Genomic DNA, 19,450 nt, shown 5'->3' with positions numbered 1-19,450 from the left:
ACACGGTTAGTCTTCGGTTCCGACCAAGCGCCAGTTGGGGTTGTCGGACCCCATCACGCGGGCGAATGTCCAGATATCGCGCTGCTGCTTGATCGTATTGGCGTCGCCTTCGACAATCGCGCCCGCGCGGTCGCGGATCACCGAGGTCAGCTCACCGACAAAGCGAATCGTGATTTGGGCCTCGCGGGTATTTGGGTCAAGCGTCGCCTCGGTCAGCGACAATTCGCGCAACCCGACAAAATTCGCCTCGACGCTCAGACCTTCACGCTCGCGCAGCTGCACGACTTCATCGAAGCTTTCAAAGACATCGCGCGACAGGAACGGCACCAGATCGTCAAGCTCGCCGTTTTCGAACCCCATCAGGATCATTTCATAAGCACCGCGCGCGCCGCCCAGAAACTCACTGACATTGAAGTTGGGTTCAATGCGCTTCATCTCTGCCAGGGCCTTGGCCGACTCAGAGTTTGCGGGCACATGATCGGTGATATCATGGTCTTCGCCCCCTTGAATCACCTCAAACCCCTGTCGCGGGGTCGGGCCGGAACCAGACGACGGCACGGGCGGGCGTTCATAGCCATCCCGCGTGCCCAGCGCATTGCGCAGCTTCAGGATCAGAAAGACCGCAATGCCGGCCAAAACGAGTAATTGTATCACGGCGGAGTCCATAAGTGTCCTCGAGGGGAAATCTCAGGCTTGGTTTCAAGCGTTCGATGCTTATGTAGGGTGCACAAGCCCGCAAGTCTACCACATCACCACCGAGGAATCTCGCCCTTGCCCGTTCTGCTGCTCTTTGTCGCCCTTCCGTTGATCGAAATTGCGCTGTTTATTTTGATCGGTTCGCAATTGGGCGTCGTCACGACGCTGGCGATTATTATCCTGGGTGCCCTGCTGGGGATCACGATTTTGCGCGGCCAGAAGGCGCGCGCGGTCGCCATGATGCAAGGCGGGATGAGGGTGGATGCGGGCACGTTCCTGGCACAGGGCGCGTTTCGGGTCGTCGCGGGTTTGCTGCTGATCCTGCCGGGATTTCTGACCGATACGATTGGTCTGCTGTTGTTGATTCCGCCGCTGCAACGCGCCTTGATCCGGGGCATCAGCGTGCGGGCGACGGTGGCGACGGGGCAGGTTTATCAGCGCGACGACATTATCGAGGGCGAGTTCGAGGTGCGTGAGCCGCGCCGTGACCCCGCCGACCCTGATCATCGCATCGACGATTCTCGTGGGCATTGAGGCGGTTGGACGCACCTGTTAGAACCGCACCAGGACACAAGACAATCAGGAGAATTCCATGGCCGAGAATGGCAACGGGGCCGCGCCGAAGAACGGTGCGCAACCCAGCGAAGCGCCGCAGGTGAAGTTTCAGGTATTGGCGCAGTTCGTGCGCGATCTGTCATTTGAGAACGCAGTCGTGCGGGGCGATGGCAAGCTGCCAACCACCCAGCCCGACATTCAGGTTCAGGTGAGCCTTGATGCGAAAAAGAAGGAAGGCGCGGAGAATCACTATGAAGTGATCAGCAAATACCGCGTCGAATCCAAGAACAAAGAGACCGGCGCGACGCTGTATCTGGCAGAGTTGGAATACGGCGCGATCTTCATGATCGACGGGGTGCCACAGGATCAGATGCATCCGTTCCTGTTGATTGAGTGCCCGCGAATTGTTTTCCCCTTCGCGCGCCGGATCATCAGCGACATGACCCGCGATGGTGGATTCCCGCCGCTGAACCTCGACATGATTGATTTCATGGCGATGTATCGTCAGCAATTGGCCATGCGCCAGCAGCAAGCGGAAAAAGGGGCTGCGCCCGCGTCCTGAGCGATCAGAAACAGGTGCAATGGCCGGGCCTTTGGTCCGGCCGTTTGCTATTTTGGCGATGCGAAGAAGTTGTTAACACCTTTCTGGCAGTCTGAGGCTTGATTTCAGGCGAGAGTGGGTTGTGAACGTGTCTGATAGTGTTGCCATTGATCGCTCGGACTGTGCGGCAACGCGCCGCCGTCAACGGCTTGAGCGGCAGGCAAGGGTCGGGTTGCTGCGCAATCCGAATTCTGTGCCAAAACCACCTGCGCGGCGGGCAACACTCATGGGGAAATGGCCGAATCTGCGCACCTCGCGGCGACGCAAGAGCAGTGCGACGGCGGACACACTCCAGACCCCGGAACCGGAGAACGCCGCCGCCATAACGCAGGTCGAAGACGCCGTGGCGCGGGCTAAGGATGGCACCGTTTCTGCCATCAATATTGATGGCTTGATGCATGTTGTTCGCGATTTGGGGACCAACAAAGCCGTGCGAACCCCCTATGGTTCCGGCTATCGCGGCGCCCTGGACGACGATGCAACCCAGACAGTTGAGGAGGCGCGCTATTCCATCCTTTCCGCCCAAGCCTGGATGGATGACAGCGACCCAACGCCAGAGCCTGTGATTGATGCGCCCGACGCCGCGCCCCAAATCTCCCGGCGCAGAAACATCCTGTCCCGCGGCGCGGTGGTTGTCGTGGGTGGCGTCTTGATGGCGGTCTTTGTCCTGCTGGTCCTGCCTGTCCTGGGCTGATCCGTTGGCGCTCCTGGTGTTGGCCCCGCGATCAATGGCTTTACCGGGGCAAGAGGATTGGGTATCGACTGCTCCGGTCTTCTCAACGGTGGATATCCCCATGAAACAGGCGCGCGCTTGGCAACGGATGCTTTCAGGGCGTCGCCTCGATCTGCTCGATCCGACTCCGGTTGATATCGAATTGGAGGATATTGCGCATGGGCTGGCGTTTGTCGCCCGTTGGAATGGGCAAACGACCGGCGACTGGCCCTATTCCGTCGCCGAGCATTCGCTGCTGGTCGAGGGGTTGGTGGGCCGATTGGAGCCCTCCATCGGGCCGAAATGGCGATTGGCCGCCCTGCTGCATGATGCGCCCGAATATGTGATCGGCGACATGATTTCGCCGGTCAAAGCCGCCGTCGGGCCGGATTACGGCGCACTGGACCAACGGCTGACGGCGGCGATCCACATCCGGTTCGGGCTTCCGGCGGTTTTGCCAAAGGCGATCAAGACGCTCATCAAGCGGGCCGATACGGTCAGCGCGTGGTTGGAGGCCACGCAGATCGCCGGGTTCACGCCCGCCGAGGCCGATAAATACTTCGGCAAACCGTCTGTCGAAGCCAAGGCATTGCGCATCTCGCCCCGGATGCCCGCCGAGGTCCGCGCCGAGTTCATCGCCCGGCATACTCAATTGACCGCGGAAATCGACGCCGTCAGCGCCTGATTGATGTGGTGACGTAATTCACCGACAGGTCACGCTCGGACAGCGACCAGCTCCAGAACACCGGATTGAACACCATGCCCTTGCGATCCACCGGATCCAGCCCGGCCGTTCGCAGCAGATCATACAACTCATCCGGCGTGATGAATTTGCGCCATTCATGCGTACCGCGCGGCAGCCAACGCATGACAACTTCGGCGCCGACAATCGCCACGGCATAGCTTTTCGGGTTCCGGTTGATCGTCGAGCAGACCATCAACCCGCCCGGCTTCAACAAGTCGTGACACGCCGTCAGATAGGCCAGCGGATCGGCGACATGCTCGACCACTTCCATATTCAGCACCACATCGAATTGCTCACCCGCCGTGGCCAGATCCTCGGCGGTGGTGTGGCGATAGTCGATCTTCAGCCCGGATTGCTCGGCATGCAGTTGCGCCACCGGGATATTCCCGGCCGCCGCATCCGCGCCGACAACCTCGGCCCCCAATCGCGCCATCGGTTCCGCCAACAGCCCGCCCCCGCAGCCGATATCCAGCAGGCGCAGCCCGTCAAACGGCCGCGGTTTCGTCAGGTCGCGCCCGAATTCGGCGGCGATCTGGCTGGTGATATAGTCCAGCCGGCAGGGGTTGAGCATGTGCAGCGGTTTGAACTTGCCGTGCGGATTCCACCATTCGGCGGCCATCGCCTCGAACTTGGCGACTTCGGCGGGGTCAATTGTTGTCGTACTCATCCTGCGCTCCGGCTTGCGTTTTGTCCCGGCTTCCCGTGGAATAGGGTTCACGGGAGGTATATAGACCGAGTTATGGACAAGTCCCACGAACAAAAGCGCGCATCGTATTATCTGTACCCCCCGATCGAGCCTTTTGATCGGCGGATGCTGGACGTGGGCAATGGCCACACGGTCTATATGGAGCAATGCGGCAACCCTGCCGGGGTGCCGGTTATCGTCTTGCATGGCGGGCCGGGTGGCGGGTCCAGCCCGATGATGCGGCGGTTTTTTGATCCGTCGTATTACCGTGTGATCCTGTTCGATCAGCGCGGCTGTGGGCGTTCAAGGCCGCATGCCAGCGTCGAGGCCAACACAACGCAACACCTGATTGCCGATATCGAGGCGATTCGCAGCGTGCTGGGCATCCGGCGTTGGCTTTGTTTCGGTGGCAGTTGGGGCGCGACACTGGCGCTGGCCTATGCGCAGGCGCACCCGGATCGCGCGGCGTATCTGGTGCTGCGCGGGGTGTTTCTGGGCACGCAGGACGAATTGGACTGGTTCTATGGCGGCGGGGCGGGGCGGTTCTTTCCGGAACACTGGGCGCGTTTCGTGGATCTCATTCCCGAGGACGAACGCCATGATCTGATCGCCGCCTATCATCGACGGTTGTTCAGCGCAGATTTTTCGCTGGAGGCCCGCTTTTCCCGGCTCTGGGCGGATTGGGAGAACGCCTTGGCCACGGTGGAAACCCGCGCCTATTTCGAGACCCCGGTGGATTATGCACGCGCCTTTTCCCGGCTTGAGAATCATTATTTCACCAACAATTGCTTTTTTGCGCGCGACGGTCAGCTGATGCAGGATCTGTGGCGCATCAAGGATGTGCGCGGGGCCATTGTGCAGGGGCAATTCGACATGATTTGCCCGCCGACGACCGCCTGGAATCTGCACCGAAAATGGGCGGGCAGCACGTTTCGGTTGGTGCCGATGGCCGGACATGCGTTGTCCGAGCCGGGGATCACGTCCGAATTGGTGCGGGTCATGGATGGTCTGCGGGATGAGAAGTTCCTGCTCGACGCCGACTAGCCACTGATCACGCGTCGGGCAGGGCGAATTCGGCCAGTTCGGTGCGCTGAAACCGGTTCTGGTTGTCGTCGGAAATCGTCGTTGCCCAGAGCTGGCCGGCTGCGTCGCGGGTGATGCTGATGCCCTCATGATTGTCCAGAACGCCGTAGCCGGTCTCCACCAGAACCTCGCGCACTCCCAGACCTTGCGGACGCAAGCGGCTAATTCGGGTGGCAAAGAACGCGAGTCGGAAATTGCGTTCCAACAGGTACAGGTTTCCGTCCGGCCCGAAATCCGCACCGACCGGCGCGAATCCGCCCTGTGCCCGCAGTTGCGCGACCACCGACCAGGCGCGCCCGTCAAACCGATAGATCGGAAACCGACCATCAACCGGGCTTTCCGGGATCGTGAACACGGCCCCCGTTGCGTCAACCGCCAAAGCCTCGAGCCCACCGTTGCCGCGCAAGTTGGCCCAATCGGGGTGCCGCGGCAGGGGCTCGGCGGGTGCGCGGTCGCTTGGCTGGCGCATGACCCGCGTGCGCCGCCCGCCTTCGAAGGACAAGAACAGGCTGCCGTCGGGGCGCTGGTCCATGCCCTCGACATCGGCGCGCCCCCCCGTCAGCGCAGTGCCGTCACGGTCGCGCAGGGCGAATTGCTCAATCGGCTCAATGCTGGTCAACCGCCCACTGGCATCGCGATGAAGCCGCGCCCGCACGGCAAAGCCCCGGTCGCTGATTGTCAACATGCGCGTGCGATCGGAACTCAGCTCCAGCGCCGAGAAACCGCCGAAATGCGCGCCCTCGCCCTGCCAGATCACCACCGTATCGGGCCGCGTCGCAATCGCTTCGGCGGGGTGTGCGCGCAACACTACGGCCGCCCCGGCGAGCGACAGGAACAGACGACGTGAGAGAGGCTGGGTCATGGGACTCCTGAGGCTGGGCCTTTCCCTCCTATGCGCCGCGCCACGGATAGAAAACAGCGGTTCCCGAGTTATCCCTTGAAGTTTACCGGACATGGGCGTATATCGCCCTCAACAGCGGCTGCTGCGGGGTCCAAACCCGGAAGCGCCACCGAGATTTTTCACGGGCCGCTTGGCCCGTTTTTTCATTTCTGGAGGTTCGCACCATGAGCGAGCACAGCGACACCAATGATCTCGTCGCCCGGACGTCGATTGATCGCCGTCTTGCCGAGATTGTCCGCCCCGCCATCGAGGTTGGGGGCTTTGAACTGGTGCGTCTGCGTCTGATGTCGGGCAAGACCCGCATCCTGCAAATCATGGCGGACCGCGCCGAAGGTGGCATCGAGATCGACGATCTGGGCGAGATCACCACGATGGTGTCTGCGGTTCTCGACGTTGATGATCCGCTTGAGGATGCCTATGTGCTTGAGGTCTCCAGCCCCGGCATCGACCGCCCACTGACCCGGCTCAAGGATTTCGAGACCTATTCCGGCTACGAGGCGCGGATCGAAACCGTTGAGTTGATCGACGGGCGCCGCCGCTTCAAGGGCATTCTGCAAGGCGTCGAGGATAACGAGATTCTGATCGAGATCGAGGATCAGGGCGAGCCGGTGATCATCGGATTGCAGTTTGACTGGCTTTCCGACGCGAAGCTGGTTCTGACCGACGACCTGATTGCCGAAACCCTGCGCGCCCGCAAAAGCGCCGGGGTGATCAACGAAGCCGAATTTGACGACATCGAAACCGATACCGCTTCCGAGGAGGAGTGATACATGGCCATCACCAGTGCCAATCAACTCGAACTGTTGCAAACCGCCGAAGCGGTCGCGCGTGAGAAACTGATCGACCCTGAACTGGTTGTTCAGGCGATGGAGGACAGTCTCGCCCGCGCCGCCAAGTCGCGGTATGGCGCTGACATGGACATTCGTGTTCACATCGACCGCAAAATCGGCCGCGCGACCTTTACCCGCGTGCGCACCGTGGTCGAGGACGATCTGCTGGAAAACTATCATGCGGAACTAACCGTCGAGCAGGCGCAGGCTTACAAGCCCGGGGCCGTCGTCGGGGATGAGATCATCGAAGAAGTGCCGCCGGTCGAGCTGGGCCGCATCGCCGCGCAATCCGCCAAGCAGGTGATCTTGCAAAAGGTCCGTGAGGCCGAGCGGGATCGTCAGTACGAGGAATTCAAGGACCGCGCGCAGACCATCATCAACGGTGTCGTCAAGCGCGAGGAATACGGCAATATCATCGTCGATATCGGTCGTGGCGAAGGCATCCTGCGCCGCAACGAGAAGATCGGCCGCGAGACCTATCGCCCGAACGACCGCATTCGCTGCTTCATCAAGGACGTTCGGCGTGAGGCCCGTGGCCCGCAGGTGTTCCTGTCGCGCACCGCGCCCGAGTTCATGGCCGCGCTGTTCAAGATGGAAGTGCCGGAAATCTATGACGGCATCATCGAGATCAAGGCCGTCGCCCGTGACCCCGGTTCGCGCGCCAAGATCGCCGTCATCAGCTATGACAACTCGATTGATCCGGTCGGCGCTTGCGTCGGTATGCGCGGCAGCCGTGTGCAAGCCGTGGTGAACGAGTTGCAGGGCGAGAAGATCGACATCATTCCGTGGAACGAAGATCAGGCGACTTTCCTGGTCAACGCGTTGCAGCCTGCCGAAGTCAGCAAGGTCGTGATCGACGAGGACGCGGCCCGCATCGAGGTTGTGGTGCCTGATGAGCAACTGTCGCTGGCGATTGGTCGCCGGGGTCAGAACGTGCGTCTGGCCAGCCAGTTGACCGGTCTCGACATCGACATCATGACCGAATCCGATAAATCCGCGCGTCGTCAGGCAGAGTTTGCCGAACGGACCGCGCTGTTCATGGACGCTCTGGACATCGACGAGATGATGGCGCAGTTGCTGGTTGCCGAAGGCTTTGCGACCCTCGAAGAGGTTGCCTATGTCGAGGTTGACGAATTGCTGTCGATCGACGGCTTTGACGACGACACCGCGACCGAATTGCAGGCGCGTGCCCGCGACAAGATCGAAGCCAAGAACACCGCCGCCATCGAGGCTGCGCGTGCGCTGGGCGCGGATGACAGCCTGATCACCTACGAGGGGTTGACCCCGCAGATGATCGAGGCGCTGGCCAAGGATGGTGTGAAAACGCTGGAAGATTTCGCGACCTGTGCAGACTGGGAATTGGCCGGTGGCTGGACCAGTGTTGACGGGCAGCGCATCAAGGATCAAGGCTTGCTCGAGCATCTGGACATGAGCCTTGAAGAAGCGCAGCACCTGATCATGACCGCGCGCATCCAGCTTGGCTGGGTCGATCCCGCGGAACTGGAGGGCGACGAAGAGGACCTCGACGCTGACGAGAGCGACGAGGACCAGGCCTGAGGCGTAGCGCATGACGCGCGGTGGCCGCACCAAGGACCGTGACGAGCCCGAAAGACGGTGCATCGTCACCGGCGAGAGCAAGCCGCGCGGCGGTCTGATCCGGTTTGTGGTCGGGCCGGATGCGGTGGTTGTGCCCGATGTTGCCGGCAAGCTGCCGGGGCGCGGGATGTATGTATCGGCCGATCGTTCGGCCATTGAGCAGGCGGTCAAGCGCCGCCTGTTCTCGCGGGCGGCCAAGACGCAAGTCACGCCGCCCGAGGGATTGGCGGACCAGGTCCATGATCTGATCACCCGCCGGGTTATCGATTCGCTTTCGCTGGCGCGTAAAGCCGGCAAAGCCGTAGCGGGCTATGAAAAGACCCGCGACTGGCTGCAAAAAGGCGATGCTAAAGTGCTGATTCAGGCTCATGATGGGTCTGAACGGGGCAAAACAAAACTACGCGCGCCCGAAGGCGATAAAACCTATATCGGCTGTTTAAGCGCTGGTGAAATCGGTTTGGCATTCGGTCGGGAACATGTGATACATGCGGCGCTTGCCGCTGGTGGTCTCTCGAAGCGTGTAGTAGAGGAAGCGGCGAAGCTCGCACGATTGCGCGAGCGTGACGGCGGTGTGACCGCCGGAGAGGATTGACGAGACGCATGAGCGATACTGACGGCAAAAAACCCCTTGGACTGCGCGGGACCCCTGGTCAGGTGAAGCAAAGCTTCAGCCATGGTCGTACCAAGGCGGTGGTTGTAGAAACCAAGCGCAAGCGCGTCGTCGTGCCCAAGCCGGGTGCTGCGGCTCCTTCCGTGGATAACGCGGCGAAAAAGAACGCGCAGGGTGGGGCTTCGGGCCGCCGCCCGGCCGGTATTTCCGAAGCAGAACTCGAGCGTCGCCTGACAGCGGTTCGCGCGGCGAAAGCCCGCGAGGCGGATGACGCGCTGGCGCGTGAGGCCGAGGAGAAGGCCCGCGAAGAAGAGCGCGAGCGCCGTCGGCAGGATATCGAGGACAAAGAGCGCGAAGAGCGTGAGCGCGAAGAAGCGCGCAAGGCCAAAGAAGAAGAAGAGGCCCGCATCGCTGCGGATGCCAAGCAAGCCGAGCAAGCGGAAAAGGCAGCCGAGGCTGTCGCGCAAGCGCCTGCCGCCGAAAAGCCCGCCGATCGCAGCCAGGATCGCGGTCCGGTTCGGGGTGGTGCGACGCCAACGCCGCGCAAGACCGACCGTGAGCGCGATGATCGTGGCACACGCGGCAAGGCGCGCGCCGGCGATACAAGCCGTCGTTCGGGCAAGCTGACGCTGAACTCCGCACTCGAGGGTGAGGGCGGACGCCATCGCTCGGTTGCGGCGATGAAGCGCAAGCAGGAAAAAGCCCGCGCCAAGGCGTTGGGCCTCGGCCAAAAAGCCGAAAAGCAAGTGCGCGATGTGCGGGTGCCGGAAACCATCATTGTCCAGGAATTGGCCAATCGTATGGCGGAACGTGCGGCTGACATCGTCAAGACGCTGATGAAAATGGGCATGATGGTCTCGATGAATGAGGCGATTGATGCCGATACTGCCGAACTGGTGATCGAGGAATTCGGCCACCGCATCGTGCGCGTGTCCGACGCTGACGTCGAACAGAGCATCGACAGCGTCGAGGACAAGGCCGAGGATCTCAAGCCGCGCCCACCGATCGTGACGATCATGGGCCACGTCGACCACGGCAAGACCTCGCTGCTGGACGCCATTCGCAAGACCCATGTGGTGTCGGGCGAAGCGGGCGGGATCACGCAGCATATCGGGGCGTATCAAGTCACCACCGAATCTGGTGCGGTGCTGTGCTTCCTTGACACGCCGGGCCACGCCGCCTTCACGTCGATGCGTTCGCGCGGGGCACAGGTCACCGACGTTGTGATCCTTGTGGTCGCCGCCGATGACTCGGTGATGCCGCAGACCGTCGAGGCGATCAATCACGCCAAAGCAGCCGGTGTGCCGATGATCGTCGCGATCAACAAATGCGACAAGCCGCGCGGACCCGAACCGGGTACGCACGCAGTTGCTGCAGCACGAGGTCGTTGTCGAGGCGATGGGCGGCGATGTGCAGGACGTCGAGGTTTCGGCGCTGACGGGTAAAGGTCTCGATTCGTTGCTCGAAGCCGTTGCGCTGCAGGCGGAGATTCTCGAACTGGTGGCCAACCCGAATCGCTCGGCACAAGGTGCGGTCATCGAGGCCAAACTGGACGTGGGCCGCGGCCCCGTCGCAACGGTTCTGGTGCAGCACGGCACCCTGCGCAAAGGCGACATCTTTGTCGTCGGCGAGCAGTGGGGCAAGGTGCGCGCGCTGATCAACGACCAAGGCGACCGTGTGGACGAAGCGGGGCCATCGGTTCCGGTCGAGGTGCTGGGTCTGAACGGCACGCCGGAGGCTGGCGATACGCTGAACGTCGTCGATACCGAAGCGCAGGCGCGGGAGATCGCGGCCTATCGTGAGCAAGCGGCGAAAGACAAACGCGCGGCCGTGGGTGCTGCGACAACCCTGGAACAGTTGATGGCCAAGGCCAAGGCTGACCAGACCGTCGCGGAACTGCCGGTGCTGGTGAAAGCCGACGTGCAGGGTTCTGCCGAGGCGATCGTACAGGCGCTGGAAAAGGTCGGCAACGACGAGGTTCGCGTGCGGGTCTTGCATTACGGGGTCGGCGCGATCACGGATTCGGATGTTGGTCTGGCCGAGGCATCGGGCGCGCCAATCATCGGTTTCAACGTCCGGGCGAATGCGACCGCGCGGCAGTCGGCGCAGCAAAAGAGCGTCGAGATCCGGTATTACTCGATCATCTACGATCTGATCGACGACATCAAATCGGCGGCCTCGGGTCTGTTGTCGGATGAGGTGCGTGAGAACTTCATCGGCTACGCGGAAATCCGCGACGTGTTCAACGTGTCGAATGTCGGCAAGGTTGCGGGCTGTCTGGTTACCGAAGGGGTTGCTCGTCGGTCGGCTGGGGTTCGTTTGCTGCGCGATAACGTGGTGATTCACGAGGGGACGCTGAAGACGCTGAAACGCTTCAAGGACGAGGTGAAGGAAGTCATCTCGGGTCAGGAATGCGGGATGGCGTTCGAGAATTACAACGATATCCGCAAGGGTGACGTGATCGAGATCTTTGAGCGGGAAACGGTTGAGCGGACGCTTTCTTGAGCGGCTGTCCCCCCGTGGGACAAAGCGCGAGACTTGAGAAATCAAGGGCTTAACTTGCAAGCTTAGGGATCTGTTTACCACGATCCGCGACTGACAGACAAAAACGCCCGGCTGAAAAGCCGGGCGTTTTGCTGTTTCAAGAGATCAAAGGCTAGGCTCCGTAGGGCACCCAGATGGTTTTCACCTGAACCGCGTGGCGCAGGAACTCGCGCGATTGGCCCGCAGCACCCGACCAGTCACGCATCGCGGATTCGGCCCAGACGGGTTTCAGGTTGCCCGCAGATTGCGCCCGCGCATTCTGACATATCGCCGGGTCGGCAAAGGCCCAGAGCGCGGCCACGCCGTCATGTTTGGCCAGCGTATCGGCCAGATCGGCGCGCGGCCCGGTGACGATATTGACCACGCCGCCCGGCATATCCGAGGTATCAAGCACCTGCGCGAGGTCCAGCGCCGGGATCGGGTTGGCTTGCGACGGCACGGCCACCACGCGGTTGCCCATGGCGATGGCGGGCAGAATCGTGCTGACAAAGCCCAACAACGGCGCTTCCTCGGGGCAGATCACGCCCATCACGCCAAAGGGTTCCTTCATCGCCAAGGTGACATGCGCGCCTTGGGTCGCATGCACGCGCCCGTCATATTTGTCGGCCCAAGCGGCCCAGTAAAACGCGCGGGCAATGGCGGCCTGGGTTTCCTTGTCGCCCACCAAAGCCGCAAAAGTGGCGGCGCGGGCGTTCAGGTTTTCGGCGAGGAAATACAGAACCTGCGCGCGGTTGTGGCCGGTCACGGCGGACCATTTGCCCGCCTTGTCAGCGGCCTCGACGGCGTTGCGAATGTCCTTGCGGTTGCCCAAAGGCACCTGCGCGCCCGCCACGGCATAGGAATAGCCGCTATCCGCACGTTTTTGCGCGCCGCCGATATAAAGCTTGCGCGTGCGGTCGATGGCGTCGCCGGTGGCCTCGCCGGGCAGGGCCGAGGGGGGCGCGACGGGTTTGCGATCCGCGCCCTTGACCTCATCGCGGGTGAGATAGGCCAGCATCCCCTCGCGCGCACCTTCGCGGCCAAAGCCCGACTCACGCATGCCGCCAAACGGCGCGTTGGCGTCAAAAATGTTGGTGCCGTTGATCCAGACCACGCCCGCCTTGACCGAGGCGGCGATATCGAGCGCGGTGGTGATATTCTCGGACCAGATCGACGCGGCAAGGCCGTAACGGGTGTTGTTGGCCAGCTCGATCGCCTCGGAGGGCGTGCGGAAGGTCATCAGCGTGACGATGGGGCCGAAGATTTCCTCGGTCATGGCGATATTGGCGGCGCCCAGATCGGTCAACAGACCGGGCGCGCAAAAGCTGCCGGGGCCGTTGGGCGCATGGGTTTGATGCAGGACAGCGCCCTGCGCCACGGCCTGATCGACGAGGCTGCGAATGCGCTGCAATTGGGTGTTATCGACAATCGCACCAATGTCGGTGGATTTATCCAAGGGATCCCCGACGCGCAGGGTTTTCATGCGCGTTTTCAGACGGTTCGTGAAGTGTTCCGCGACGGATTCCTGCACCAGAATGCGCGACCCGGCGCAGCAGACCTCGCCTTGGTTGAACCAGATGGCATCGACGACCCCTTCGACGGCGGCGTCGAGATCAGCCTCGGCAAAGACGATGAACGGCGATTTGCCGCCCAGTTCCAGCGTTAGCGCCTTGCTGGTGCCCGCCGTGGCTTTGCGGATCGTGCGGCCAATATCGGTGGAGCCGGTGAAGGCGATCTTGTCGACGTCCGAGGCGACCAGCGCCGCGCCGGTGCGCCCGTCGCCGGTGACGATGTTGACGACGCCTTTGGGCAGGCCGGCCTCGATGCAGAGCTCCGCGAACAGGAGCGCGGTCAGCGGCGTCTGTTCGGCGGGTTTCAAGACCACGGTGTTGCCAGCGGCCAAGGCGGGGGCGATTTTCCACGACAGCATCAACAGCGGAAAGTTCCACGGGATGATCTGGCCGCAGACGCCGTGCGGGCGGTGGCCGGGGAATTCATCGGCCAAGAGTTCGGCCCAGCCCGCGTGGTGATAGAAGTGGCGCACGGCCAGCGGCACGTCGATATCGCGCGATTCGCGGATCGGTTTGCCGTTGTCGAGGGATTCCAAGACGGCGAACAGGCGCTCGCGTTTTTGCATCAGGCGGGCCAGCGCATAAAGATAGCGCGCGCGTTGGTTGCCGGACAGTTTGGCCCAAGCCGGGGCCGCTTTGCGGGCGGCCTTGACGGCGGCCTCGACGTCTGCGTCGGTGCCCTGCGCGACCTGCGCCAATTCTTGGCCGGTGGCGGGCGAGATGGTGGCGAAGGTTTCTGCGGGCTTGGTGAATGCGCCGTTGATGAAATGGCCGAGTGCGCGGCCCTTGAGCCAGGCCAGCGCGTGATCGGTTGATTCGGGGGCAGGACCGTAATCCATGAGAGTCAGGGCCTCGGTGACGGTGGGCATGGGAACCTCAAGCAATGGCGTGGCGGTGCGAGGCGGCGTAACGCCCTGTGACATAGTGTTCCAACTGGCGCTCGATATCGGCCAGCATCGACGAGGCGCCAAAGCGGAACAGATCCGGTTCCAGCCAGCGGCGGCCCAGTTCCTCTTTCATCAGGATCTGCCAGGCGATGGCGTCCTTGGCGGTCTTGATGCCGCCCGCCGGCTTGAAGCCGACCTTGACACCGGTGCGCGCGCCGTAATCGCGCAGCGCCCGGACCATGGTGAGGGAGACGGGCAGCGTGGCGTTGACGGGTTCCTTGCCGGTCGAGGTCTTGATGAAATCGGACCCGGCCTGCATGGCGACCATCGAGGCGGCGTAGACGTTGGACAGGGTGGTCAATTCGCCGGTGGCGAGGATGGCTTTCATGTGGGCGGCACCCGAGGCTTCGCGCATGGCGGCGATTTCGTCGTAAAGCGCGGTCCAGTTGCCCTTGAAGACATGCTCGCGGGTGATGACGATGTCGATCTCGTCGGCGCCCTGGTCCACGGCATAGCGGATTTCGGCGAGGCGCAGGTTCAGCGGCGTCAGGCCCGCCGGAAAGCCGGTGGCCACCGACGCAACCGGAATGCCGGAGTTCGACAGCGCGCGTTTGGCGGGGGCGACCATGGTCGGATAGACGCAAACCGCGCCGGTGGTGGGCATATCGGGCAGGCCGAGGCCCTTGACGATGTGGTCGGCCAGCGGGCGGCGGGCCTTGGCGCAGAGACGTTCAACGCGGTGGTCGGTGTCGTCGCCGGCCAGGGTGGTCAGGTCGGTGCAGGTGATCGCCTTGACCAGCCAGGCGGCCTGATGCTCTTTTTTCACGCTGCGCCGTGTGGTCAGCGTGGCGGCCCGACGCTCGGCGGCGGGGCGGTTGACCAGCACGCGGTCAAACCAATCCGTCGTCAACGGCATTCCGGGATTTCGGTCGTGGATCATGGTGTAGGGTTCCGGGCGTCAGGGATGCTCAAGTATGCGCTGCGGTTTTGTGTGGTGCAATCCCCCGCTTTGACCAGTTGGTCAAAGAGGGCGGCGCCAAACGGGATGCAAAGCAATTTGACTTCTGCGACCGTCAATCATAACCAAGTACAACGGTAGGAATTGGCCTTCCACGCGGTTCAGCCCAAAGCGCCCTGCGCGACCGCGCCGGAGATAGTGATGATTGAAATGCCCAATACGCTGAATTTTCGGATGCCCGCCGAGGCATCGCCTCTGGGGTTTCACCAGCGCCCTGCCAAGCCTTTGCTGGAGGTCGAGCGCCTGCGCAAGACCTACGCCCACGCCGAGGGGGCGGCGGTGGAGCGCGTCAATCTGGTGGTTGGCGAGGGGGAATTGCTGGCACTGTTGGGGCCGTCGGGCTGCGGCAAGACGACGACTCTGCGGATGATCGGCGGGTTCGAGCAGCCGGACGAAGGCCGGGTGCTGTTTGAAAACCGCGACATCACCCATTTGACACCAGAAGCGCGCGGCATTGGCTTTGTGTTTCAGGATTACGCGCTGTTTCCGCATCTAAGCGTTCTGGACAACGTCAAATTTGGCTTGCGCAAACTGTCGCGCGCCGAGGCCAAGGCGCGCGCCGCGGAAATGTTGACGCTGGTTGGCCTCGCCGAGCTGGGCAAACGCCGTCCGCATCAACTGTCGGGTGGGCAGCAGCAGCGAGTGGCCCTGGCGCGGGCGCTTGCGGTTGCGCCGAAACTGATCCTGTTGGATGAGCCATTCTCGAACCTTGATGCCAAGATGCGCGTGGAAACCCGCCAAGAGGTGCGCAAACTTCTGAAAGCCACGGGGTCGGCCGGGATTCTGGTGACGCATGACCAAGAGGAAGCCCTGGCGCTGGCCGACCGCATTGCCGTGATGGACAATGGCCGCGTTGTGCAGGTCGGCACGCCGGATGAGATCTACAGCAACCCCGTGAGCGTGTTTGTCGCCAATTTCATCGGCCGCTCGAACATCCTCAAGGGCACCGCCGATGGCATGTCCGTGCAAACCGCGTTCGGCAGCCTGCCGCTGACCCGCGCCGCGAATGGGGCGGTGTCGCTGTCGGTGCGGCCTGAACAGATCATGCTGGAGGCCGACCCGAGCAGCAGCGCCACGGTCGTCGGGCGCGAATTCCGTGGGCACGACCAGATCTATTGGGTGCAGGACGGCGAGAAAAGCATGATCGTCATTTCCGGCCCCGGTGCGCAGCATCCGATCGGCTCTCGGGTCCGGTTGCGGATCTGCGATTGCGTGGTTCCGCTCACCTGACGGCGAATGACTTTCGCGATTTGTCAACTTGCGCTAGAATTGCCTCAAAACAAGAAACCTAGCAGGCACATTCATGCATTTGCGAACCGGAACATTCGGGTTTGTTGCCGCGTCCTTGATGGCGATGGAGGCCGCTGGATCAATTGATCAGTCGCGGTTTCCGGCACCACGCCCGACATCACGCTTGGAACAGCGTGCCCCAGACCCAAGCCCCGCGACGGTGCAAGCGCCAACGCCGGACCGGACATCACCCTCACAGGCGGCGCTTTTGGCGGAAGCACCAGCGCGCTCGCTGATCCCGGCGGCACGACCGGCGGGGCTGGCGCAACCGCGCAACGCCAGCCTGGCGCAATGGCTCAGAGGGTTCCGCAACCGGGCCCTGGCGCAGGGCATTCAGGTCCGCGTCTTTGACCGGGCCTTTGCCGGGATCGAATTGGATCAGGACATTCTGAACCGCGAGTCGAATCAACCCGAGTTCAGCCGCCCGATCTGGGCCTATCTCGATAGCGCGGTCTCGGAGTCGCGGATCCGCAACGGTCAGGCCATGCTGCGCCAACATCGGCGCGTGCTGGACGAGATCGAGGCCCGCTATGGCGTCGAGCGCGAGATCGTGGTGGCGGTCTGGGGCATGGAAAGCGCCTATGGCAGCCTGCGCGGCAGAACCCGGATCATCCCGGCGCTGACGACCTTGGCGATCAGCAGCCGCCGCGCGGATTTCTACGAGGATCAGTTGATCGGCGCGTTGCGCATCCTGCAAGCGGGGGATGTCGACGAGCGGCATCTGGTCGGCAGTTGGGCGGGTGCGATGGGTCACACGCAGTTCATTCCGACCAGCTATCTGTCCTATGCGGTGGATTTCCGCGGGGATGGACATCGGGACATCTGGTCGGATGATCCGACGGATTCGCTTGCGTCAACCGCGGCGTATTTGCAGCGCCACGGATGGACACGCGGTCAGCCCTGGGGCGTCGAGGTGCAGATCCCGAGCGGGCTGAACCCGCGGCTGGCGAATACGCGGCGCAGTGTGTGCGAGTGGACGGCGCTGGGGGTCCGGGCGCAGCGCGGTGCGAGTTTGCCGCGGACGGGCGAGGCGACGTTGATGTTTCCCGCCGGATCCCGCGGACCGGCCTTTCTGGCGTTTCAGAATTTCCGGGTGATCAAGCGGTACAACAACGCCGACGCCTATGCGATTGCCATCGGGCATCTGGCCGACCGGTTTCGGGGTGGCGGTGACTTTGTCGGCGCTTGGCCGCGCGACGACCGCCCGCTGAGCCGCAGCGAGCGCGAAGAATTGCAACGGCATTTGCAGCGCTCGGGGCATTACGCGGGCACGATTGACGGGCGCGTGGGGTCGGGGACGCTGGAGGCGGTGCGCGATTGGCAATCGGCGAATGGTTTGCCGCCGGACGGCTATGTGTCGATGGCGTTGCTCTCGCGGATGCGGCGTTGATCCGGGGGCGGCGACCCGCAGGTAAAAAAGATGAGTATTTTTGGCAAGATGATGTCAGGGGTCGTCGCGGGGTTCGCCAAGTTCGGCGGCAAGGAAGCGCTCGAACGCGTCGAGGTTGACGGGTTCGAACTGGCCAAAGGCTTGCATCCACACGGACGCCGTGCGCAGCGCGTCGGGTTCCAGTTTGCACCATTTCACCCGGCCGCGCTTTTCCTGGCTGATCAGTCCGGCGGTGGCGAGCAGGCCGAGGTGTTTGGAGATCGCGGCGAGCGACATCGAGAAGGGTTCGGCGACGTCGCTGACGGCCATGTCGTCTTCGAGCAGCATCGACAGGATCGCGCGGCGCGTGGGATCGGCCAGCGCCATGAAGATGATGTCGAGTTGGGTTTCCGCGGCGGTGTTCATGCGACGCACTGTGCCGGGGGTTGGCGCAACAATCAACCGATTGGTTGAATGTGCGGGTGCCGCGAAACAGCGGACAAGTGGCTCGCATTTGTGTGAGGTCCGGAAATTAAATTGAGCGTTGTCAATTGGTTAGGCGTGTTTAATCACGCTTGACTCTGCGGGTGCCGGACCCTAGTTTGCCGACGACTGTCCCGAGGGCTTTCAGACATGCGTGACCCGAACGATCTGGAGCGTCTCCGCGCGCTCGACGAGAGGCTCGCGCGGCTGAAAAAGGCGCATACGCCCGAACCCAAGGCGGCAGACGGCCATGAGATGGCGCAGCACGCGTGGCGCATGGTGACAGAGCTTGTGGCCGGTCTTCTGATCGGTTTTGGCATCGGATACGGATTGGATACCCTGTTTGGGACCATGCCGATTTTCCTGGTGCTGTTTGTCTTGCTGGGCCTGGCGGCCGGGATGCGCGTGATGATGCGCACCGCTGCCGATGTCCAGCGTCGAAGCATGATTGAAGCGGGCAAGCCCGCTGAGGATGAAGGGGACTAGACGTGGCAGCGGAAGAGCATGGCGAAGGTCTAACATTCCACCCGATGGATCAGTTCATCGTGCAGCCGCTGTTTGGCGGCGACACGTTGCACTTCTACACGGTGTCGAACGCGACCCTGTGGATGGCGTTGTCGGTTCTGGCGGCGGCCTTGTTGTTTGTCATGGGCACTCGTGGCCGGGCGATCATCCCGACCCGCATCCAGTCGATCGCTGAATTGGCCTATGGCTTCGTGCACAAGATGGTCGAAGACGTGGCGGGCAAGGACGCATTGAAGTTCTTCCCCTATATCTTCACGCTGTTCCTGTTCATCGTCTTCTCGAACTTCCTGGGTCTGCTGCCCATGGCGTTCACGCCGACCTCGCACATCGCCGTCACTGCCGTGCTGGCAATGGCCGTGTTCCTGACCGTGACAATCGTCGGTTTCGCGATCCATGGCATCGGCTTCCTGGGTTTGTTCTGGGTGTCATCGGCGCCTCTGGCCCTGCGTCCGATCCTGGCGCTGATCGAGATCATCAGCTACTTTGTGCGCCCGGTCAGCCACTCCATTCGTCTGGCAGGCAACATGATGGCCGGCCACGCCGTGATCAAGGTGTTTGCCGCCTTTGCGCCGCTGATCCTGATCTCGGGGATCGGCATCGCCGTGACGCCGCTGTCGATCGTCGCGATCACCGCGATGTACGGCCTCGAAATACTCGTAGCGTTTATCCAAGCCTACGTTTTCACCATCCTGACCTGTGTGTATCTGAAAGATGCGCTGCATCCTGCACACTGATCAGACTTCAAATCAAAGCCAATTCCAACCGTAAGG

The 19,450-nt window shown here is 62.4% G+C and carries 18 protein-coding genes and 2 pseudogenes; 14 read left to right on the top strand and 6 right to left on the bottom strand.

All coding sequences use genetic code 11. The features are described 5' to 3' along the window. Positions 1 to 6: 6 nt before the first annotated feature. Positions 7 to 666 carry a Tim44/TimA family putative adaptor protein gene (locus VDQ28_RS06245; protein ID WP_323035111.1) on the bottom strand — a complete coding sequence of 220 codons (660 nt, stop codon included), beginning with the start codon at positions 664 to 666 and terminating at the stop codon, positions 7 to 9. 105 nt (positions 667 to 771) lie between these two features. Here VDQ28_RS06245 and VDQ28_RS06240 point away from each other — a divergent pair, with 105 nt between their 5' ends. From VDQ28_RS06240 to VDQ28_RS06225, 4 genes are all read left to right on the top strand, one after another. Continuing rightward, a complete protein-coding gene (locus VDQ28_RS06240; RefSeq protein WP_323035110.1) occupies positions 772 to 1,230 on the top strand; it encodes an FxsA family protein in 459 nt (152 codons plus the stop codon). A gap of 58 nt (positions 1,231 to 1,288) precedes the next feature. Further along, on the top strand, positions 1,289 to 1,813 hold the full coding sequence (gene secB / locus VDQ28_RS06235) for a protein-export chaperone SecB (RefSeq protein ID WP_323035109.1): 525 nt from the start codon (positions 1,289 to 1,291) through the stop codon (positions 1,811 to 1,813). Between the two features lie 211 nt (positions 1,814 to 2,024). Continuing rightward, positions 2,025 to 2,546, top strand: coding sequence for a hypothetical protein (locus VDQ28_RS06230; protein ID WP_323035108.1), 522 nt, complete (start codon positions 2,025 to 2,027; stop codon positions 2,544 to 2,546). 100 nt (positions 2,547 to 2,646) lie between these two features. After that, entirely contained in the window at positions 2,647 to 3,249 is a 603-nt protein-coding gene (locus tag VDQ28_RS06225; protein WP_323035107.1) for an HD family hydrolase, read from the top strand. Here the strand turns inward: VDQ28_RS06225 and ubiG are convergent. Further along, positions 3,239 to 3,976: a bifunctional 2-polyprenyl-6-hydroxyphenol methylase/3-demethylubiquinol 3-O-methyltransferase UbiG gene (gene ubiG / locus VDQ28_RS06220; RefSeq protein WP_323035106.1), complete on the bottom strand. Its 738-nt coding sequence runs from the start codon at positions 3,974 to 3,976 to the stop codon at positions 3,239 to 3,241. The genes VDQ28_RS06225 and ubiG overlap by 11 nt on opposite strands. Before the next feature lie 72 nt (positions 3,977 to 4,048). Here ubiG and pip point away from each other — a divergent pair, with 72 nt between their 5' ends. Next, positions 4,049 to 5,038, top strand: a complete 990-nt coding sequence (gene pip, locus VDQ28_RS06215) for a prolyl aminopeptidase (RefSeq protein ID WP_323035105.1) — start codon at positions 4,049 to 4,051, stop codon at positions 5,036 to 5,038. Between the two features lie 7 nt (positions 5,039 to 5,045). Here pip and VDQ28_RS06210 read toward each other — a convergent pair whose 3' ends face one another. Next, positions 5,046 to 5,939 carry an esterase-like activity of phytase family protein gene (locus VDQ28_RS06210; protein ID WP_323035104.1) on the bottom strand — a complete coding sequence of 298 codons (894 nt, stop codon included), beginning with the start codon at positions 5,937 to 5,939 and terminating at the stop codon, positions 5,046 to 5,048. Positions 5,940 to 6,142: 203 nt separating this feature from the next. On the opposite strand from VDQ28_RS06210, the gene rimP reads away from it, so the two are divergent. From rimP to infB, 5 genes and pseudogenes are all read left to right on the top strand, one after another. Next, the gene (gene rimP, locus VDQ28_RS06205; protein WP_323035103.1) at positions 6,143 to 6,745 is read left to right on the top strand and encodes a ribosome maturation factor RimP; all 603 of its coding nucleotides are present in this window, start codon (positions 6,143 to 6,145) and stop codon (positions 6,743 to 6,745) included. A gap of 3 nt (positions 6,746 to 6,748) precedes the next feature. After that, on the top strand, positions 6,749 to 8,365 hold the full coding sequence (nusA, locus tag VDQ28_RS06200; protein WP_323035102.1) for a transcription termination factor NusA: 1,617 nt from the start codon (positions 6,749 to 6,751) through the stop codon (positions 8,363 to 8,365). 10 nt (positions 8,366 to 8,375) lie between these two features. Beyond that, positions 8,376 to 8,996 (top strand): RNA-binding protein, encoded by a 621-nt coding sequence (locus tag VDQ28_RS06195; protein WP_323035101.1) that lies wholly within the window; start codon positions 8,376 to 8,378, stop codon positions 8,994 to 8,996. Between the two features lie 8 nt (positions 8,997 to 9,004). Beyond that, positions 9,005 to 9,404, top strand: a pseudogene (locus VDQ28_RS22565) (IF-2-associated domain-containing protein); the annotation flags it as partial. Between the two features lie 209 nt (positions 9,405 to 9,613). Further along, positions 9,614 to 11,519: pseudogene (gene infB, locus VDQ28_RS06190) on the top strand (translation initiation factor IF-2); the annotation flags it as partial. A gap of 151 nt (positions 11,520 to 11,670) precedes the next feature. On the opposite strand, the gene VDQ28_RS06185 reads toward infB, so the two are convergent. Together VDQ28_RS06185 and deoC are read right to left on the bottom strand one after the other, a co-directional pair. After that, on the bottom strand, positions 11,671 to 13,977 hold the full coding sequence (locus tag VDQ28_RS06185) for an aldehyde dehydrogenase family protein (protein ID WP_323035100.1): 2,307 nt from the start codon (positions 13,975 to 13,977) through the stop codon (positions 11,671 to 11,673). Between the two features lie 7 nt (positions 13,978 to 13,984). Next, entirely contained in the window at positions 13,985 to 14,935 is a 951-nt protein-coding gene (gene deoC, locus VDQ28_RS06180) for a deoxyribose-phosphate aldolase (RefSeq protein WP_323035099.1), read from the bottom strand. 219 nt (positions 14,936 to 15,154) lie between these two features. On the opposite strand from deoC, the gene VDQ28_RS06175 reads away from it, so the two are divergent. Beyond that, positions 15,155 to 16,243, top strand: coding sequence for an ABC transporter ATP-binding protein (locus VDQ28_RS06175; RefSeq protein WP_323035098.1), 1,089 nt, complete (start codon positions 15,155 to 15,157; stop codon positions 16,241 to 16,243). 73 nt (positions 16,244 to 16,316) lie between these two features. Then, a complete protein-coding gene (locus tag VDQ28_RS06170; protein ID WP_323035097.1) occupies positions 16,317 to 17,693 on the top strand; it encodes a lytic murein transglycosylase in 1,377 nt (458 codons plus the stop codon). 54 nt (positions 17,694 to 17,747) lie between these two features. Here the strand turns inward: VDQ28_RS06170 and VDQ28_RS06165 are convergent, their stop codons facing one another. Then, positions 17,748 to 18,098 (bottom strand): metalloregulator ArsR/SmtB family transcription factor, encoded by a 351-nt coding sequence (locus VDQ28_RS06165; protein ID WP_323035096.1) that lies wholly within the window; start codon positions 18,096 to 18,098, stop codon positions 17,748 to 17,750. 207 nt (positions 18,099 to 18,305) lie between these two features. On the opposite strand from VDQ28_RS06165, the gene VDQ28_RS06160 reads away from it, so the two are divergent. Next, a complete protein-coding gene (locus tag VDQ28_RS06160; protein ID WP_323035095.1) occupies positions 18,306 to 18,641 on the top strand; it encodes an AtpZ/AtpI family protein in 336 nt (111 codons plus the stop codon). 2 nt (positions 18,642 to 18,643) lie between these two features. Then, on the top strand, positions 18,644 to 19,414 hold the full coding sequence (locus tag VDQ28_RS06155; protein ID WP_323035094.1) for a F0F1 ATP synthase subunit A: 771 nt from the start codon (positions 18,644 to 18,646) through the stop codon (positions 19,412 to 19,414). Positions 19,415 to 19,450 lie beyond the last annotated feature (36 nt).

Origin of the sequence: Pararhodobacter sp. (assembly GCF_034676545.1) — a bacterium.
In the GTDB taxonomy this organism is placed as follows: Bacteria; Pseudomonadota; Alphaproteobacteria; order Rhodobacterales; family Rhodobacteraceae; genus Pararhodobacter.
This window is presented reverse-complemented; position numbering and strand designations above follow the sequence as displayed.

Excerpts from the sequence above, each read along its gene's own strand:
- pip (WP_323035105.1), top strand. The coding sequence starts at position 4,049 with ATGGACAAGTCCCACGAACAAAAGCGCGCATCGTATTATCTGTACCCC.
- VDQ28_RS06170 (WP_323035097.1), top strand. The coding sequence starts at position 16,317 with ATGCATTTGCGAACCGGAACATTCGGGTTTGTTGCCGCGTCCTTGATG.
- ubiG (WP_323035106.1), bottom strand. The coding sequence starts at position 3,976 with ATGAGTACGACAACAATTGACCCCGCCGAAGTCGCCAAGTTCGAGGCG.
- VDQ28_RS06195 (WP_323035101.1), top strand. The coding sequence starts at position 8,376 with ATGACGCGCGGTGGCCGCACCAAGGACCGTGACGAGCCCGAAAGACGG.
- VDQ28_RS06160 (WP_323035095.1), top strand. The coding sequence starts at position 18,306 with ATGCGTGACCCGAACGATCTGGAGCGTCTCCGCGCGCTCGACGAGAGG.
- VDQ28_RS06175 (WP_323035098.1), top strand. The coding sequence starts at position 15,155 with ATGATTGAAATGCCCAATACGCTGAATTTTCGGATGCCCGCCGAGGCA.
- secB (WP_323035109.1), top strand. The coding sequence starts at position 1,289 with ATGGCCGAGAATGGCAACGGGGCCGCGCCGAAGAACGGTGCGCAACCC.
- VDQ28_RS06165 (WP_323035096.1), bottom strand. The coding sequence starts at position 18,098 with ATGAACACCGCCGCGGAAACCCAACTCGACATCATCTTCATGGCGCTG.
- VDQ28_RS06185 (WP_323035100.1), bottom strand. The coding sequence starts at position 13,977 with ATGCCCACCGTCACCGAGGCCCTGACTCTCATGGATTACGGTCCTGCC.
- VDQ28_RS06210 (WP_323035104.1), bottom strand. The coding sequence starts at position 5,939 with ATGACCCAGCCTCTCTCACGTCGTCTGTTCCTGTCGCTCGCCGGGGCG.
- VDQ28_RS06245 (WP_323035111.1), bottom strand. The coding sequence starts at position 666 with ATGGACTCCGCCGTGATACAATTACTCGTTTTGGCCGGCATTGCGGTC.
- deoC (WP_323035099.1), bottom strand. The coding sequence starts at position 14,935 with ATGATCCACGACCGAAATCCCGGAATGCCGTTGACGACGGATTGGTTT.
- rimP (WP_323035103.1), top strand. The coding sequence starts at position 6,143 with ATGAGCGAGCACAGCGACACCAATGATCTCGTCGCCCGGACGTCGATT.
- nusA (WP_323035102.1), top strand. The coding sequence starts at position 6,749 with ATGGCCATCACCAGTGCCAATCAACTCGAACTGTTGCAAACCGCCGAA.
- VDQ28_RS06225 (WP_323035107.1), top strand. The coding sequence starts at position 2,647 with ATGAAACAGGCGCGCGCTTGGCAACGGATGCTTTCAGGGCGTCGCCTC.